Here is a 16231-nt window from a genome sequence, read left to right on the forward strand (position 1 = left end):
CAGGGGACGCGACCCGTCAGCGCGGTTCCGGGCCCTGGGCGATGAGGCGTTCGAGCAGCTCGTGGAAGTCCTCGCCGACGACGATCCGCAACTCCCCGCCGTCCCCGTCCCGGTCGCTGAGCTGGGTGAGCTCGCCGCCGCGCCACCAGAAGACGTACGGGCTGATGGCGCCGGGTGTGTCCTCGTAGCCGGAGGCGGCGAAGGAGGCCATCGCGCCGAGCGCGGGGACGATCGTGGTGTCGCGGATCGGGTGGAAGGCGAGCTGGTGGCGGAAGGGCATCGCCACCAGGGCCCCGTGCTCGCCGATCGGCTTCCCTGTGACGCGCCGTACGACCGTGTCCAGGTCGAGGACGCGGCTCGCGGTGTAGAAGGAGTCGCCGAGGAGCACCTCGAAGCACATGCCGTCGGCGTCCTTCACCGTCTCGTGGCCCTCGACGGGCAGCCCGCGCAGATTGGCGTGCGCCCGGTCCCGCAGCTGCTCCACGTCACCCAGCGGTTCGATGGCCTCGTCGGTGAGCATCATGACGCTCTCCGGCAGGTCGAGGGCGAGGATCTCGTACAGTCCGGGCGCGACGCTCCGGGCGTAGCCGAAGGTCCCCGGGTCGATACCGTCACCGCTGACCACCCGGGGGTAGAGCTGGGCGCGGATCTGCTCGGGCGGGAGGGTGTCGAGCGCCGACGGGCCGTCCATGGTGCGCAGGACGAGTCCGACATGACGGCGGATCAGCGTGGGCCAGGCGCGCGGTCCGCGCCGGTCGTTGTGGCAGACGGCGGCGAGGTTGCCGAGACCGAACCTGCGGCCGTCGGCGTCGCTCACCATGTCGGCGTAGACGGTGACTTCGAGCCCGAGCTCGGCGAAGGCCTCCCGGACCCGGCTGCGGAAGATTGCCGCCTCGCGCTCGGAGAAGTACGAGAACTCGGGGTCCCTGGGTGCGTCGTCACCGTCTCGTTTGGGTCCTCGTCGGAACAACCCCACGTCCGCCCGCCTTCCGTCGACTGCTCACAGCCTAGGGGCGCGGCGTCACGTGTGCAGTCGGCGGACCAACTCGGCAGCCGAACCGCCTGGTTGGGAGCCGGTGTGGAGGAGTTCGGTGCGATGCACGAGACGGGGCGCGCTCAGCGGTACGGCGACGGCGCCCGCGATCGCGGTGGCGAGGGACACGGGCAGCAGCGTCAGGCCGTGGCCGGCGGCGGCCAGGGCGCCGAGGGTACGGATGTCGGTGCCTTCGTGGCGCAGGGCGGTACGGAAGCCGTGGCCTGCGGGTCCTCCGTGCGCGGCGCGCAGCCGGTCGAGCGGGAACCCGGCGTCGGGGGCGTCGAGCCAGCGCGCGTCGACGAGGTCCGCGAGGCGCAGACCGGTGCGGCCGGCGAGCGGATGGCCGGCGGGCAGGACCACGGCGAGCGGCTCCTCCGCGACCCGCGCGGCCGTGAGCGGCGCGACGTCGGGGAGCCGCAACGGGTCGCTGGGCGCGGCGAGTCCGTCGACCAGACCGAGGTCGGCGGCTCCGGTCGCGACGGCGGCCGGCACCTCGTCGCGGGGCAGGGTGCGCAGGGTGACTCCGGAGGCGGGCAGGGCGGCGAGCGTCCGGGGGTGCAGGGCGAGCGGGGCGGCGGCGAGGGTCAGCGTCTCGCGGGGCGCGGCGGCGAACCGGGCGAGGTCGGCGCGGGCGGCGTCGAGGCGGAGGAGGAGGGACCCGGCGTGTTCGAGGAGGCGCTCGCCCGCGGGGGTGGGGACGACGGGGCGGCGGCCGAGGAGCGGCAGGCCGAGGTCGTTCTCCAGGGCGGCGATGTGCTGGGAGACGGCGGACTGGGTGTAGCCCAGTTCGCGGGCGGCCTCGGAGAAGGAGGCGAGGCGGGCGACGGTGACGTACGTACGCAGGAGGTGCGGATCCACGGTCATAAGTGTTCACGATGGAGAGTGCAGGAATCATCGTTGGACGTGAATACGGGCCGACGAGCAGCATGGTCGGCATGACGAACACAGCTCGTGTCGCCCTGGTCGGCGACCGTTCCCCGCACGTGAAGTCCCATGTCCGCATACCTCTGTTGCTGGACGCGCTGGCCGAGCGCGACGGCCTGGTCCTCGACGCCTACTGGATCCCGTCCGGGGACGCGGAGGCGCCCGGGGCGGTGAAGGGCTTCGACGCGGTGTGGCTGCTGCCGGGGAGCCCGTACGCGAGTGAGGCGGGGGCGCTCGCGGCGATCCGTACGGCGCGGGAGGACGGTATTCCGTTCCTCGGCACCTGCGCGGGCTTCCAGCACGCGCTCCTGGAGTTCGCCCGCAACGTCTGCGGTCTGAGCGCCGCCGCGCACGCCGAGAACGACCCGGCGGCGGACGGCGACGACCTGCTGATCGCACCGCTCGCTTGCTCCCTGGTGGGCCACGAGGGAGCGGTGCGGGTGACGCCGGGCTCGCTCGCGGAGTCGGTGCTCGGCGCCGAGCGGACGACGGAGCGGTATCACTGCAACTACGGCCCGGACGGCCGCCACTTGGACACGCTGCGGGCCCACGGCCTGCGCTTCACGGGCGAGGACGAGGAGGGCCGGTTCCGGATCGCGGAGCTGCCCGGGCATCCGTTCTTCCTGGCCACGCTCTTCCAGCCGGAACTGGCGGGCGACGGCTCGCGCCCGCACCCGATCGTGCGGGCGCTGGCGCGGGCGGCGGCGGAGCGGGGTCGTTCGTAGAAGTACGGCTCCGGCTACAGCGAGTCGAGGCCGCGCTCGTGCTTGTCCATGGCTTCGCGTACGGCCCCCACGAAGCCGTTCCAGAACGGGGCCGCGGCGCCCGCGCCGGCGGTCGCCCTGCGGGCGGCGGCGCCGCTGAAGTCTCCGAACATCGCCCGCCGCAGTTCGGTGGAGATCTCCAGCTGGGCGCCCGCTCCGGTGCGGGTGCGGTTGACGATGTTCGTCGGATCGTCGCCGTTCAGCTCGGCGTCGACGCCCGCGACGACCACGGTCACACCCAGCCCGGAATCGAGCCCGTGCTTGTCGAAGGCCCAGGCCAGGTTGCGTATCAGCCGCTGGTCCCGGCCGCCGATGAGGATCCGCTTGGCGAGCGCGTCGTCATCCGGGGCGAAGCCGTGCAGGGAGACGGCGTACAGGTTGTTGCCGCAGACGGCCAGGGCGGCCGGGTCGTCGCAGTGGGTCGAGGTGACGTGGAGGGCGCTGGAGGAGGCGAGCCCCTCGAACATCCAGTAGTCGCGCTGCGGCACGCCCGGCTCCGCCACCGGGTCGGTTCCGGCCCCGACGCGCGAGTAGCCGGCGAGGGTGAGACACAGTTCGCTGGTGCCCGCCTCGATACCACCGCCGTGCGGCGCGATGATCGCCGTACTGCGGACGGGGTCGCTGGCTGCGCTCACGTTGTCGAAGAGTTCGGTCCTGGGGTGGGTGCGGAAGCGCCGCATCCAGTGGGTGCCCTCCTGGTACGCGGTGCTGCTGTACAGCGCCGTGTTGGAAGGGAACTCGGCGGCGGTGGCCGCGGCCGCGGTGCTGCTGGTGCCCGCGAGGTCGCTGATCAGGGGCAGGCCGACGGCAGCGGCGGCCACGGAGGACAGGACGGTACGGCGACTGGTGAGCTTCATGCGGCGATCATCTCCGATGGGCCGACGGCAGCTGCGGCAAGGTGGGGTCAGCTCATCCGGACGACGAGGTGGGCGCGGTCGCGGCCGAGGGCGACGAGCCGGGCGTTGGACTCGTCGGAGTCCCGGACCCAGCGCTCGGCGTGGGACCGGTCCTTGCCGAAGCGGACGTGCCGCTCGACGAGCCGGGGCACGCGGCGGTGGTCGTCGAGGTCCAGGTACCAGGCCTCGTCGAGGAGCGGCAGGACGGTGGCCCAGGGGCCCTCGTCGTGGAGCAGGTAGTTGCCCTCGGTGACCACGAGCGGGACGTCGGGGGCGACGGGTATCGCGCCGGCGACGGGCTCCTCCAGGGCGCGGTCGAAGGCGGGGGCGTAGACGGTGGTGCCGGGCTCGGGGGCGCGCAGGCGGGCGAGGAGCGCGGTGTACCCGGCGGCGTCGAAGGTGTCGGGCGCCCCCTTGCGCTGCGCGCGTCCGAGCCGCTCCAGCTCGCGCTGGGCGAGGTGGAAGCCGTCCATCGGCACAAGGGCGGCGCGCCCGTCGAGCCGGGCGACGAGGCGTGCCGCGAGCGTGGACTTCCCGGCCCCGGGGGCCCCGGCGAGCCCCAGGATCCTCCGCCGGCCGGGGACGGCGAGGCGCCGGGCGCGGTCGGTGAGCTCGGTGAGCAGCTGCGCGTCCATGCGCCGCATTCTGCCACCGTTTGTCACCCCTTCAGTCATACGTATAACCTCGTTGTATGTCCTCCATCGCTCTCGTCACCCTCGTCGTCCGTGACTACGACGAGGCCATCGCCTTCTACACCGATGCCCTCGGCTTCGACCTCGCCGAGGACACCGACCGCGGCGACGGCTCCCGCTGGGTCGTCGTCCGACCCGCGGGCGCCCCCGCCGGTACGGGTCTCCTGCTGGCCCGCGCGAAGGACCCGGCGCAGGAGTCCGCCGTCGGCGCCCAGACGGGCGGCCGCGTCGGCTTCTTCCTGCACACCGACGACTTCGCCCGCGATCACGCCCGGATGACCGCGGCCGGCGTCCGCTTCCTGGAGGAGCCCCGCCACGAGCCGTACGGCTCCGTCGCGGTCTTCGAGGACCTGTACGGGAACCGCTGGGATCTGCTGCAGCCGGCGGGGCCGTCCGCCTGAGGAGAGTGCGTACTCAGTGCCTACTCGACGAAGTAGGAGTCGTGCTTGATGAAGAACGCGGTCCGCTCCTCGTCACTCGCGTCGGCCAGCTCCGCGAGGCCTTCGAAGTACTCCTCGCGGGGCGCTCCGGGTGCGAACAGCATCAGCATCTCGGCCGGCGCGTCGGAGTCGTTGCGGAAGGCGTGCAGTCCGCCCTGCGGGACGTAGAGGAAGTCGCCCTTGCGCGCGTCGATCCACGCCTCGCCGTTGAAGAGACGGACCGTGCCGTCGAGGATGAAGAAGGACTCCGAGATCGCCTTGTGGTAGTGCGTCTTCGGGCCGCCGGCCCCCGCGCTCATCTCCACCCGGTAGAGCCCGAACTCGCCCCGGGTGGAGGCCTTGGTGGCCAGATAGTGGATGGCGTCCTTGCCGGACTCGCCCAGGTCGGGCGCGGTGTCCACCGGCCGGAAGACCGCGCTGACCTCTCCCTCGTCCCCCATGTACACCGGCTCCGGATACGACATGGCGTGCTCTCCCCTCGTTCGTACAACCGTGTGATCAAGCCTAATCGGCCTTGATCGACAACGCCTCGGCGGACATGGGGACTTTGGTCGTAGGACCAGGCCGGGCGGGGTTGGTTCCGCAGCCCGATACGGACCCGCGCCACCCCCGCATAGCGTGCTTCGCATGGACACAGCGAAAGGCAGCGGCGCGCTGGACGAAGCGCTGGAACGGCTGCACACCTCCGGCCCCGAGCGCCTCGGCCGGCTCACCAACCACGCCCCGATGGTGGTCGAGGCACTCGCCGCGCACGGGCGGTCGAGGTCCGTGCACCGCTGGCTGGACCTCTACGAGCCGAAGCTCGAGGAGTTCCCCACCTCCGTGGAGCCCGTCACGGACACCAACTGGCCCACCGCGCTGGGGGATCCGCGCCGAGCCGCCGACTGGATCGCGTACTTCTCCCGGGCGCTCGCCGAACAGCCGTGGAGAGACCTGCTGGCGGTGTGGTGGCCGCGTCTGCTGCCCGGGATGTACGGAGGGTCCACCCACCCCGTCATCCGGGTGGGCCATGCCGTGCGTGCCCTCGTCGACAGCGAGGGGAGCGGCGGGAGCGGCCCGCGCCTCACCGAACTCGCCCACGGGCTCGGCTATTGGGCCGCCCGGCACCGCCCGGTGTCCGGAATCGCGCTGCTGCCCGGCGCGTCCGGCGCCGGGGACTCCTTGGACGCGGTGCCCCCGATCAGCGAACCCCGGGGCGGCTTCCCCGACAGGCTGGCCCGGGTCGACCGGCTGCCGGCCTGGGCGGCCGGGGTGACCGACCCGGACGAGGCGGAACGGCGCCTGACCGAACTGGTGCGTGCCGCGACGCATCGCTACGCCACGCACGGCCACGGCGAGGCCACGATGCTGGTCCACGCGGCGACGGCGCCCAACGCCGTACTGCGTACCCTTCCCGCCCTTCCCCGGTCCCTCTGGGTGCCGAGCCTGCACGCGGCGTGGACGGCTTCCGCGGCGGTGACGTCGATGTACGCGACGGCCGACCCGGTCCCCTACGTCTCCCCCGGCCGCGTCACCGCCGAGGAGGTCGTGGAGCGGGCCCTCGCCCACGGCGACGAGCACGTCATCAAACTGACCGACACCGCGGTCGACGTGGGTGACGAACAGGCACTCGCCGCCGCGCTCCGCGCCGTCGAACTCAGCGAACCGCTCCGCTAGTTCGCCGTCCAACTCAGCCCACAGCTCTACCAGTTCCGCATGCGGAAAAGGCTGCAGACGGCAACAGTCCTCGTGCTTTCATGGCCTTCATGGTGTCCACCGACCGACTGCTGGCGTTCGCCGCCATGTCCTTCCTGCTGATCGTGATTCCCGGCCCCAGCGTGCTGTTCGTGATCGGGCGCGCGCTGGCTCAGGGGCGCCGAGCCGCACTGACCACCGTCGCGGGGAACACGCTCGGGGCCTATGTGCTCGTCGTGGCCGTGGCCCTCGGAGTCGGGGCCGTCGTGGAGCGCTCGGTCCTCGCCTTCACGACACTGAAGCTGGTGGGCGCCGCGTACCTCGTGTACCTCGGCGTCAAGGCGGTGCGCCAACGCGGTTCGCTGCATGCCGCGTTCACGGGCAACGACCGCCCCGCGCGGGGCGACCTGCGCACACTGTGGGAGGGGTTCGTGGTCGGCGTGGCCAACCCCAAGACCATCGTGTTCTTCGCCGCGGTGCTGCCGCAGTTCGTCGACCGCGGCGCCGGGCACGTCACGCTGCAGATCCTGCTGCTCGGCCTGGTCTTCAATGTCATCGCCGTGGCGTCCGACAGCGTATGGGGACTGGCCGCGGCCACCACCCGCAGCTGGTTCGCCCGCTCGCCGCAACGAATCGCCCTGGTCGGCGGGGCCGGTGGACTCGCGATGATCGGCCTGGGCGTCACCGTCGCCACGACAGGCCGCAAGGACTAGGGGCTGTCCGTCGGATCAGGGTCGGAGAGGCCACGGCTGGTCGGGCCGACCAGGGCCTGGGACTCGCGGCCCGACCTTCTCAGTCGCTCACCGCCTCGTCGCAGGCGGGACAGACCCGGCCCGCGTACTCGGGGGCGTACCACGCGGGGCTGGGCCCGCCGTCAGGCTGCCGTGAGGCCGTCTCCATCGCGAAGGTGTCCCTGCCGCAGAAGGTCCGCGGACCGGGCACAGAGGTGCTGCCCGGGGCGGCGGGGGCAGCATGCACCCGGCGCACGACGACCTCGCCGCCATGTGCCGTTCCCGCGGATCCGTGCGCCGTCACCGGCTCGTCGACCTCGTACACAACGACCATCCCGCTCATACCTCGACGGTAGGCGGCCGGGCGACGAAATTGCCGAATCAACAGCGGGAGACACGCGGCGTAGTCTCGAATTCGAAGCCTGACTCCCACCCGCGTTGTGCGCAATCCCCTCGCGGAGACGGTGTCCCGGTCACCGCGCAGACGGCGTGCAGGCAATTCCATTTCCGTTGCCGTGCGACCATTCCGTACGAGCGGTCCTCGATCAGTTCGACGGCGTCGCTGTTCATCGCCTCCGAGTACCTGGCCCAGCTCAAGGCCGAGAGCGGCTTCGCCGACGTACCACCGGAGAAGATGACCCGCGAGCAGATGCAGGAACTCGCCGCCCGCTACAACGGCGGCCCCTACTACGACAGTGACGATGCCAAGGCATACGGTCGGGGCTTCGACCGCAGACTGGACCAGGCGAAGGAGGCACTGGGGTGACGGATGTGCGCGAGCGGCAGCTGACGGGAGCCGTCGGCCGGGTCGGGGCTGTCGTCTGTGCCGTCGTCCTGGGCCTCGGGCATGTGGTGACGGGCTACCTCATCCTTGTCGCCTGGACGATCGAGCCGGACGGCTCCTGGGATCGGCAGGCCGTCACCAACTCGGACTTCGCGGCGGGGTTCGGCCTGGCTCTGTCCGTGGTGACCGCGCTGCTGACGCTCTGGTTCGTGAAGGCGGAGTGGCTGCGGACGTGGTGGTTCGCGATTCCGACGGTGCTGGCCGCCGCGGCGATCTTGCGTCTGACCTTCCTGGCGCCCGTACTCTGACGCGCGCCGTGTCCGCCCCGCCCCCGCCGTGACGAACGGCGAGGGCGGGGCGGGCAGTCGGATGATCAGCGTCTGCCCCACCACGACTTGCCGCTCTGGCCCCTGCGGATGTCGGTCACGTTCGCCAGGCCGCCGCCGTTCTGCGGCCCGCTGTGGGGCTGCAGCCGCTTCAGCCGTGCCCGCCAAGGGCCGTCCGCCATCTCCAGGTGCACGATGAGCGGGCCCTCGGGCAGCGGCACCGTCTCCCGTCGCTTGCCGATCTCGTTGACGACGTTCTCGTCCGTGGGCAGGCTCGTCGGGTCGTCGTGCCCGGCCAGTTCGTAGAGGTTGACGATGAGGTTGTCGTCGCCTCGGTAGTGGAGGGCGAGGTCGGCCGTCCCCCCGGTGTGCAGCAGGACGTCAGGACCGCGGCACTCGAACTCTTCCTCCGTCAGACGCCGAGCCGCCGCCAGCGGCAGCACCCGGAGCTCCCAGGGGCCGTCCGCCTTCAGCTGCAGCCGCAGCCGCCCGTTCCCGGGGACGTGGGCGAGCACCCGGCCCTGGAAGTCATCCTCGGTGCTGTTGACGAGGGTGTCCCCCTCCTTGTTGAACCGGGTGAGGGGCCACAGGCCGGTGTATCCGTCGCCCCGGATGGCGAGTTCGACCACGACCGGCCCTGGCGGCAGCCCGTCCACGGTGATCACGTCGTTGTCCCGGCCGGTCTGCGTGTACGGCTCGAAGACGGCACCGAACGACCAGTCCGGCTCGGCCTGGACCGGCGCGGGCATCCCCGGCGCGGCCTGGACCGGCGCGGGCTGCGGCGCCATCGCCGGTGCGGGCGCCGGGGGCACCTGGAACGGGGCCGGAGCCGGGCCCGCAGCCGGAACCTGGAATGGGGCCGGGCCCGCAGCCGGAACCTGGAACGGGACCGAGTCCTGGACCGGAGCCGCCTGGACCGGGGCCTGGAACGGCACAGGGCCCTGGAGCGGGGCCTGGACCGGGGTCGCATGGGTCGGCGTCGGGGGCTCGTCCGCCACGTCCACCCCGTGGTCCGTCACCAGGCCGGCGAGCCCGTTCACGTACCCCTGGCCCACCGCGCGGAACTTCCAGCCCCCCGCCCGCCGGTACAGCTCGGCCAGCACCATCGCCGTCTCGCCGCCCGCCTCGGTCACCTCGTACCGCGCGACCGACGTGCCGTCCGGCGCGAACGCCTCCACGGACAGGCCGTACACGTCCCGCATCGCGCCGCTCTCCGTCGACCCGACCACCAGGACGCGGACGATCTCCTCCTCGACCGCGGTGAGGCCGGCCTCCAGCCACACCGTGCCGTTCTCCTCCCCCAGCAGCCGCACGGCGCCCGAGGAATGGGCCGGCGCACCGTGGAACACGATGTCCCCGTCCCCCCGGACCCTGCCCTTCTCCGTCAGCAGCAACGCCGCGACATCCAGCCCGCTCCGTACCGCGATCCGCAGCGGCACCGTCGGAACGAAGGCGTTTGCCCCCTTGATCATTTCCCCTCCCCGAAATCGATCACTGATGGATCTTCCGGCCATCCGGGCCCGAGGGGCAAGGCCCTCGGCCCCCGAGCCCCGGCCCCAGCCCCTGCCCCGGCCCCTGCCTGTCGTACCGCGTTGTTAGGGTGACTCACGTGCGGCCATCCCCTATATCCCTGCTCTCGGACGGTCCGGCGCTCCGGATCCTCGAACTCGCCGTCGCCGCACAGGAGTCGGGCGGAAAGCTCTCCCTGGGCGACGAGATCAGGCGGTACATCCGAGTGGTCACGATCGACACCATCGACGACCACACGCAGCGAGAGCACTCATGACCACCCTCACCCGCCACCTGCGGTCCGCCGCGCCCCCCACCGCCGTCGCGGCCGGATTCCTCGCCATGCTCATCGGCGTCACCAGCTCGGTGGCCGTGGTGTTCACGGCCGCCAAGTCGGCCGGGGCCACTTCCGCGCAGCTCACCTCGTGGGTCTTCGCGCTGGGCATAGGCATGGGCGTCACCTGCATCGGCCTCTCCCTGCGCCACCGCGCGCCGATCGTCACCGCCTGGTCGACGCCGGGCGCCGCGCTGCTCGCCACCGGGCTGCAGGGGGTGACGATGGCGCAGGCCGTCGGAGCGTTCCTGCTCTCCTCCGTACTGATCGTGATCAGCGGGGTCACCGGCTGGTTCGAGCGGATCATGAACCGGATTCCGGTCCCGCTCGCCTCCGCGCTGCTCGCCGGGGTGCTCCTCCAGTTCGGCACCGAGCTGTTCACACAGATGGAGCGGAGCGGCCTCATCGCCGTTCCCATGTTCTTCGCCTATCTCGTGGGCCGGCGCTGGTTCCCCCGGTACGCGGTCGTCGGCGCGCTCGTCGCCGGGATCGCGGCGACCGCGTGGCAGGGTTCCTGGAAGCTGGACGGCTTCGAGCTCGCCCTCGCCGAACCCTCCTTCGTACGGCCCGAGTTCAGCTGGCAGGTCCTCGTCGGGGTCGGTCTGCCGCTCTTCGCGGTGACGATGGCCTCGCAGAACCTGCCGGGAGTGGCCGTCCTGCGCAACGCCGGTTACTCCACGCCGGTCTCGCCCCTGCTCACCTGGACGGGCACGGTCAACACCGTCCTCGCGCCGTTCGGCTGCTTCGGCCTGAACCTGGCCGCGATCACCGCCGCGATCTGCAGCGGCGAGGCCGCCCACCCCGACCCGCGCAAGCGCTATGTCGCGGGCGTCTGGGCGGGCGTCTTCTACCTCCTCGTCGGTCTCTTCGGCGGAACGGTCGGCTGGCTCCTCACCGCGATGCCGCCGGCCCTCGTCCTGGGGATCGCGGGCATCGGCCTCCTCGGCACCATCGGCAGCTCCCTCACCTCGGCGCTCCTGGACGAACGCCTCCGCGAGCCGGCCGTGGTGACGCTGCTCGCCACCGCCTCCGGCTTCACGCTCTTCGGCATCGGCTCGACCTTCTGGGGCCTGCTGGCGGGCGTCCTGACGCTGGCGGTGGGCGACCTCGCCCGCGGCCGCACGTCCCGGAAGGACTCCGGCAAGGAGCCGCACGACGGCAGCCTCACCCCCGAAGAGGCGAAGAGCCGCTGAGGCAGGCGAATCAGCCGCTGAGTGGCGGGTGAGCCGCCAAGTGCGCGAGTCAACCGCCGCCCAGGACGCGAACTGCCGATGATCGGGCGTAGAGCGGCCGAGTGCGCGAGTGAGCCGCCGAGTCTCAGACCGACCGTGCCAGCTCCGCCGCCCGTGCCAGGTGTTCGCCCTTGAGGGTCGCCCACTCCCCCGCGCGCGTCGCCGAACCGCCCAGGACGACGAACTCGCTCGTCTTCGCCCGCTCCCCGATGCGGTCGGTGAGCATGGTGGTCCGCATCGCCTCGTAGCATCCCGAGGCTTCGAGTTCGGCGACGGTGTAGCCGGCCGTGCACAGCACCAGTGCGTTCCGTGCCACCCGGAGCCGGGTGGGCCTGTACGCGAAGCCGACCGTCCACACACGGTCGAACCAGCCCTTGAGCCGGGCGGGGCAGTCGGCCCACCAGACGGGGTAGACGAACGCCCAGACATCGGCGGCCTCGAGCCTCGCGTGCTCGGCGGCGACGTCGTCGGGGACGGGCGCGTCGGCGCGGTGACCGGACTCGCGCTCGTACTCGTCGCGCGTGAGTTCCGAGCGGAACTCCATCGCGTAGAGGTCCGAGACCGTGTACGTGTGCCCGGCGCCGTCCAGCCCGCCCACGAACGCGTCGAGCACCTCGCGCGTGAAGCTCCGCTCACTCGGGTGCGCGTGGACGACATGGACGTGCGTCATGGGTGGTCTCCCTCGTCGAAGCCGCCGGTCTGCGTGAACATGTCGTTCACGATCTTCTGGGCCGTGGCGGCGTGTTCCTTCGGAACCTCTGCTCTGACCCAGAGCAGGTGGGCGTGCCAGGTGTTCGTGCTCTTCTCCCGCCGGCCCCAATGGCGCTTCATCGCCATCCGGTAGCGGTCGTCCCCGCCGAAGGCACCCGCCGCGTAGTACGTGGAGTCGTCGGCCTTCGTCCACGAGGTCCGGGCACGGTCGGGGGCCGAGCGCAGAAACGCGTCCGTCTCCTGCCGGCTGCACGAGCTGCCGCAGTAGTGGAACTGGACCTCGACACGCATGTCCGGCAGGAATCCGGCCTTCACCTGGTCCGGGCCGGCCTTGCAGGTGTACGTGACCGGGTCGTCGACGTCCGCGCTCCGGCAGTCGAGGTGCTTCGGGGCCCGGAACACCAAGGGGGCGCGCCAGAGGTACCAGAGCTAGGACCGTTCGTCGCCCACGACCGCGACGGGCGAGGCGGCGGTGACTTGCACCAGGAGATATCGGGCGGCACGCAGAAGAACGTCGTCTTCACCCGGGACGTCAGCGGACCGTAGGCTCTGCCCCGCGGCTCCCGCGGTCCCGCTCGCCAGAGCCATGAGAAGTTCTGCTGCCACCGGTTCCACGGACGCTCCCCCTTCGACACACCACTCGATCCCACACGAACGTGCCCCCGGCCGACCGTAGTCGACCAGGGGCACGAACGACGATGGAACGACCGGGCTCAGCTCTCGTCGGACTCCGGCGTCAGCCGCAGCGAGATCGAGTTGATGCAGTAGCGCTGGTCCGTGGGGGTCGGATAACCCTCACCCTCGAAGACATGGCCCAGGTGCGAGCCGCAGCGGGAGCACCGCACCTCGGTGCGGACCATTCCGTACGAGCGGTCCTCGATCAGTTCGACGGCGTCGCTGTCCTTCGGGTCGTAGAAGGACGGCCAGCCGCAGTGCGACTCGAACTTCTCGGTCGAGGTGAAGAGCTCGGCGCCGCACGCCCGACAGGAGTAGACGCCCTTGGTGGTGGTGTCGGTGTACTCGCCCCGGAACGCGGGCTCGGTGCCCGCCTGGCGCAGTACCTGGTACTCCGCCGGGGTCAGCTCCGCACGCCACTGCTCGTCCGGCTTCTCGACGTCGTACGACATGAGTCCACTCCCTCTACTTCGACAGATGGGCGAGGATCCGCGGTCCCAGGTCCGTGACGTCGCCCGCGCCCATCGTCAGAACGAGATCGCCGGGCTTGGCCATTCCCGCGACGACCTCCGGGACGGTCTCCTTGTCGTGCACCGCCGTCACGTCGGCACCGGCCGCGCGGGCCGCCGAGATGATCAGCTCGCTGGTGATGCCGGGGATCGGGTCCTCGCGGGCCGGGTAGATGTCGAGGACGACGGAGGCGTCGGCGAGGGCCAGGGCGTCGCCCATCTCCTTGCCGAGCTCCTGGGTGCGGGAGAAGAGGTGGGGCTGGAAGACAACCAGGAGGCGGGCGGCCCCGGCGGCGCCGCGCATGGCCTCCAGGTCGGCGGTCATCTCGGTGGGGTGGTGCGCGTACGAGTCGATGACCTGGACGCCCGCCGCCTCGCCCTTGAGCTGGAGGCGCCGGCCGACACCGGTGTACGCGGTGAGGGACCGGGCCAGCTCCGCCGGGTCGATGCCCATGTGGACGCCGGCGGCGAGGGCCGCGGCGGCGTTGTGGGCGTAGTGGCGGCCGGGCACCGAGACGGTGAAGGTGATCGCGTCCCCGCCCCACAGGGAGACGGTGACCTCGCTGGTCATGCCCTTCGGGGTGATCGAGAGGATCCGGACGTCGGAGTCCTCGCCCTCGCCGACCCGGGTGATCTCCAGGTCGTCACGCCCGCCGACCCGTGCGGCCAGCTCGCGGGCGCCCGCGTGCTCGCCGACGACCAGGGTTCCGCCCGCCGGGATCTTGGCGACGAACGCCTCGAAGGACTCGTAGATCTCGTCCATCGACGCGTAGTTCGCGTGGTGGTCCAGCTCGACGTTGAGGACGATCGCCACGTTCGGGTCGTACTTCTGGAAGCTGCGGTCGCTCTCGTCGGCCTCGGCGACGAAGATCTCGCCCTCGCCGTGCCGGGCATTGGTGCCCGGGCCCGCGAGGTCGCCGCCGATGGCGTACGAGGGGTCGAGGCCAAGCTCGGTGAGCGCGACGGCGAGCATCGACGTCGTGGTGGTCTTGCCGTGCGTGCCGGCGACGGCGATCGTGCTGCGGCTGCGCATCAGCGCGGCAAGCGCGTCGGAGCGGTGCACGACCGGGATGCCGAGCTCGGCGGCGCGGGCCAGCTCGGGGTTGTCGGCGCGGATGGCGCTGGAGACGACGACGGCGGTGGCGTCGTCGGCAAGGTGGGCGGCGGCGTGTCCGATGTGCACGGTGACGCCGAGGGCGCGCAGCGCCTCGGCGGTCGCGGACTCCTTCGCGTCGCTGCCGGCCACCTTCGCCCCGCGCTGGGCGAGGATCTTCGCGATGCCCGACATTCCGGCACCGCCGATGCCGATGAAGTGCGGCCGTTCCATGGCGGCAGGGATGGCGGGTGCCATGCGGATCTCTCCCCGGGGTGCGACGTACAGGAGGCCCCCAGCCTAGTGGCTCGCCCGGACGGCCCCGGGCACCGCGCCCAGGGCCGTCCGAGCGGCCCGGTCACCGCCGTGGATCACGAGCCGTACGTCACGCGGCCACGGCCGCGCGTACGCCCCTCGCTGTGTCACTCGCTGTACGTCATTCGCTGTGTCACTCGCCGCACGCCACCCGCTGCGTCATTCCCCGCCCGTCACTCGCTGTACGTCATTCGGCCGCCCGTCACTCGCTGTGCGCGAACAGCTTCAGGACCGGGACGCCGACCTTGTGCCGTGCCCGCGAGGCCCAGTCCCGGTGGAAGAACTCCTCCACATAGTGCGGGGCCGTCAGAACGATCACCTCGTCGGCGTCCGACTCGTCGACGACGGACTTCATCTTGTTGATGGGGTGGTCCTCGACCACCTGTCCGACGGCCTCGCAGCCGACGTTCCGCAGGGCCTGGAGGGAGTGCTCCAGGGCCTGCTCGGCGGGGACACGGGCCGCCTTGCCCTCCGGTTCCTCACCCTCGTGGGTCGCTTCCTTCAGCTCGCCCATGGCGACGTCGTCGATGGCGCGCAGCAGTACATCGGCCTGGTCGCCACGGGGCTGCATCAGCACGATGAAGGACACCCTCTCGTCACCGTGCAGGGTGGTGACGAACTCCACGTCGACGGACGTGAGGGGCTTCTCGATCATCAAAACGCTTGTGAACACCTCAGGAGCCCTTCTGCGGAAACCATCCTTCCCCGTGCCCGAACGGGGTCTACGGGGGTAAGTGTGCCCAGCGGAAGCGAACCGGAACGACAAATTCCGCCGATTGTCAGATACGACGGTAGCGGGTGAAAAGGAACCCGGCCTCCTCCAGCACCGACGCCACGGCGAACCGTTTCGGGACATCCACCGACGGGCCTCCCGCGATCCGCTGCGCGGTGCCCGCCGTCATCGTCGGCGAGACCGTCAGACACAGCTCGTCGAGCACTCCCGCCGCCACGAACTGGCCGAGCAGCCGGGGCCCGCCCTCGGTCAGCTGGCGCCGCAGCCCGCGCTCCGCGAGCGCCGCCACCGCACGGGCCGGCTCGACCCCGGGCCCGTCGCCCGCGATCACCACCTCCGCCCCCGCCTTCCCGGCCGCGTCCACCCGTTCGACAGCCGCCGCGGCGCCGGTCAGGACCAGCGTCGGGACCAGCGGCTCGGTGAAGAGCGGAGCCGAGAAGTCCAGGTCCAGGGAGGCGCTGACCACCGCGATCACCGGCGCGGGGCCCTGCCCGGCGGCGGCCCGGCGGGCCGCGAACGCGTCACGCGCGCGGGCCGGCCGGTACCCCTCCTGGCGTACGGTCTGCGCCCCCACCACGATCACGTCGGCGAGGCCGCGCAGCGTGCCGAAGATCCGCATGTCGGTGTCGGAGGAGAGGGGCTGGGAGCGGCCGTCGTGCTGACCGGCCCCGTCGAGGGAGGAGACCATGTTGGCGCGCAGCCAGACGTCGCCCGGGGGCAGCTCCGGGTACGCGTAGAGGTCGGCCAGCTCGTCGAGGGACCACTCGCGGTCCCCGGAGGCGGCGTCTTCGGCTGTCATGTCCGTCACAGGGAACAGGCGTCGCATCCTCGCAGTCTGACACGGCGCTTACAG

Annotated in this window: 21 protein-coding genes; 8 read left to right on the forward strand and 13 right to left on the reverse strand. The window is 71.6% G+C overall.

Features of this window, described 5'->3' with window-relative positions:
• Window positions 1-16: 16 nt before the first annotated feature.
• Both ABZ939_RS30160 and ABZ939_RS30165 read right to left on the reverse strand, forming a co-directional pair.
• Window positions 17-976 (reverse strand): hypothetical protein, encoded by a 960-nt coding sequence (locus ABZ939_RS30160; RefSeq protein ID WP_361862005.1) that lies wholly within the window; start codon window positions 974-976, stop codon window positions 17-19.
• 45 nt (window positions 977-1021) lie between these two features.
• On the reverse strand, window positions 1022-1894 hold the full coding sequence (locus tag ABZ939_RS30165) for a LysR family transcriptional regulator (RefSeq protein WP_361862008.1): 873 nt from the start codon (window positions 1892-1894) through the stop codon (window positions 1022-1024).
• 77 nt (window positions 1895-1971) lie between these two features.
• Between ABZ939_RS30165 and ABZ939_RS30170 the strand changes: the two genes are divergently transcribed.
• Complete coding sequence (locus tag ABZ939_RS30170; protein ID WP_361862011.1) at window positions 1972-2685, forward strand: hypothetical protein; 714 nt, start codon at window positions 1972-1974, stop codon at window positions 2683-2685.
• Window positions 2686-2699: 14 nt separating this feature from the next.
• On the opposite strand, the gene ABZ939_RS30175 is transcribed toward ABZ939_RS30170, so the two are convergent.
• Together ABZ939_RS30175 and ABZ939_RS30180 are read right to left on the reverse strand one after the other, a co-directional pair.
• Entirely contained in the window at window positions 2700-3581 is an 882-nt protein-coding gene (locus ABZ939_RS30175) for a poly-gamma-glutamate hydrolase family protein (protein WP_361862014.1), read from the reverse strand.
• Window positions 3582-3628: 47 nt separating this feature from the next.
• The gene (locus tag ABZ939_RS30180; protein ID WP_361862017.1) at window positions 3629-4255 is read right to left on the reverse strand and encodes a nucleoside/nucleotide kinase family protein; all 627 of its coding nucleotides are present in this window, start codon (window positions 4253-4255) and stop codon (window positions 3629-3631) included.
• Window positions 4256-4311: 56 nt separating this feature from the next.
• On the opposite strand from ABZ939_RS30180, the gene ABZ939_RS30185 reads away from it, so the two are divergent.
• Complete coding sequence (locus ABZ939_RS30185) at window positions 4312-4713, forward strand: VOC family protein (RefSeq protein WP_361862020.1); 402 nt, start codon at window positions 4312-4314, stop codon at window positions 4711-4713.
• Between the two features lie 20 nt (window positions 4714-4733).
• Here the strand turns inward: ABZ939_RS30185 and ABZ939_RS30190 are convergent, their stop codons facing one another.
• Window positions 4734-5216 carry a cupin domain-containing protein gene (locus ABZ939_RS30190; protein WP_361862023.1) on the reverse strand — a complete coding sequence of 161 codons (483 nt, stop codon included), beginning with the start codon at window positions 5214-5216 and terminating at the stop codon, window positions 4734-4736.
• A gap of 163 nt (window positions 5217-5379) precedes the next feature.
• Between ABZ939_RS30190 and ABZ939_RS30195 the strand changes: the two genes are divergently transcribed.
• Both ABZ939_RS30195 and ABZ939_RS30200 read left to right on the forward strand, forming a co-directional pair.
• Window positions 5380-6408, forward strand: coding sequence for a questin oxidase family protein (locus tag ABZ939_RS30195; RefSeq protein ID WP_361862025.1), 1029 nt, complete (start codon window positions 5380-5382; stop codon window positions 6406-6408).
• Window positions 6409-6497: 89 nt separating this feature from the next.
• On the forward strand, window positions 6498-7139 hold the full coding sequence (locus tag ABZ939_RS30200; protein WP_361862028.1) for a LysE family translocator: 642 nt from the start codon (window positions 6498-6500) through the stop codon (window positions 7137-7139).
• A 79-nt stretch (window positions 7140-7218) separates the two neighbouring features.
• Here the strand turns inward: ABZ939_RS30200 and ABZ939_RS30205 are convergent, their stop codons facing one another.
• Entirely contained in the window at window positions 7219-7500 is a 282-nt protein-coding gene (locus tag ABZ939_RS30205; RefSeq protein ID WP_361862031.1) for a hypothetical protein, read from the reverse strand.
• Between the two features lie 30 nt (window positions 7501-7530).
• On the opposite strand from ABZ939_RS30205, the gene ABZ939_RS30210 reads away from it, so the two are divergent.
• On the forward strand, window positions 7531-7923 hold the full coding sequence (locus ABZ939_RS30210) for a hypothetical protein (RefSeq protein ID WP_361862033.1): 393 nt from the start codon (window positions 7531-7533) through the stop codon (window positions 7921-7923).
• Entirely contained in the window at window positions 7920-8249 is a 330-nt protein-coding gene (locus ABZ939_RS30215) for a hypothetical protein (protein ID WP_361862036.1), read from the forward strand. The genes ABZ939_RS30210 and ABZ939_RS30215 overlap by 4 nt, the downstream gene beginning before the upstream one ends.
• 65 nt (window positions 8250-8314) lie before the next feature.
• On the opposite strand, the gene ABZ939_RS30220 is transcribed toward ABZ939_RS30215, so the two are convergent.
• Window positions 8315-9739 carry a TerD family protein gene (locus ABZ939_RS30220; RefSeq protein WP_361862039.1) on the reverse strand — a complete coding sequence of 475 codons (1425 nt, stop codon included), beginning with the start codon at window positions 9737-9739 and terminating at the stop codon, window positions 8315-8317.
• Window positions 9740-9876: 137 nt separating this feature from the next.
• Here ABZ939_RS30220 and ABZ939_RS30225 point away from each other — a divergent pair, with 137 nt between their 5' ends.
• On the forward strand, window positions 9877-10053 hold the full coding sequence (locus ABZ939_RS30225) for a hypothetical protein (RefSeq protein WP_361862042.1): 177 nt from the start codon (window positions 9877-9879) through the stop codon (window positions 10051-10053).
• A complete protein-coding gene (locus ABZ939_RS30230; RefSeq protein ID WP_361862044.1) occupies window positions 10050-11303 on the forward strand; it encodes a benzoate/H(+) symporter BenE family transporter in 1254 nt (417 codons plus the stop codon). Before ABZ939_RS30225 ends, ABZ939_RS30230 begins: the two co-directional genes overlap by 4 nt.
• 124 nt (window positions 11304-11427) lie before the next feature.
• Here the strand turns inward: ABZ939_RS30230 and ABZ939_RS30235 are convergent, their stop codons facing one another.
• The 6 genes from ABZ939_RS30235 to ABZ939_RS30260 all read right to left on the reverse strand — a co-directional run bounded on the left by ABZ939_RS30235 (window position 11428) and on the right by ABZ939_RS30260 (window position 16204).
• Window positions 11428-12012: an NAD(P)H-dependent oxidoreductase gene (locus ABZ939_RS30235; RefSeq protein WP_361862047.1), complete on the reverse strand. Its 585-nt coding sequence runs from the start codon at window positions 12010-12012 to the stop codon at window positions 11428-11430.
• Entirely contained in the window at window positions 12009-12458 is a 450-nt protein-coding gene (locus ABZ939_RS30240; protein WP_361862050.1) for a hypothetical protein, read from the reverse strand. Before ABZ939_RS30240 ends, ABZ939_RS30235 begins: the two co-directional genes overlap by 4 nt.
• A gap of 308 nt (window positions 12459-12766) precedes the next feature.
• Window positions 12767-13180, reverse strand: a complete 414-nt coding sequence (msrB, locus tag ABZ939_RS30245; protein ID WP_361862053.1) for a peptide-methionine (R)-S-oxide reductase MsrB — start codon at window positions 13178-13180, stop codon at window positions 12767-12769.
• A gap of 13 nt (window positions 13181-13193) precedes the next feature.
• Entirely contained in the window at window positions 13194-14588 is a 1395-nt protein-coding gene (gene murC / locus ABZ939_RS30250) for a UDP-N-acetylmuramate--L-alanine ligase (RefSeq protein WP_361862056.1), read from the reverse strand.
• Window positions 14589-14847: 259 nt separating this feature from the next.
• Window positions 14848-15318, reverse strand: a complete 471-nt coding sequence (locus ABZ939_RS30255) for an indole-3-glycerol phosphate synthase (protein WP_361862059.1) — start codon at window positions 15316-15318, stop codon at window positions 14848-14850.
• 106 nt (window positions 15319-15424) lie between these two features.
• Complete coding sequence (locus tag ABZ939_RS30260) at window positions 15425-16204, reverse strand: pyrimidine reductase family protein (RefSeq protein ID WP_361862062.1); 780 nt, start codon at window positions 16202-16204, stop codon at window positions 15425-15427.
• Between the last annotated feature and the right edge of the window lie 27 nt (window positions 16205-16231).

The organism is Streptomyces sp. NPDC046712, from assembly GCF_040645695.1.
Taxonomy (GTDB): domain Bacteria; phylum Actinomycetota; class Actinomycetes; order Streptomycetales; family Streptomycetaceae; genus Streptomyces.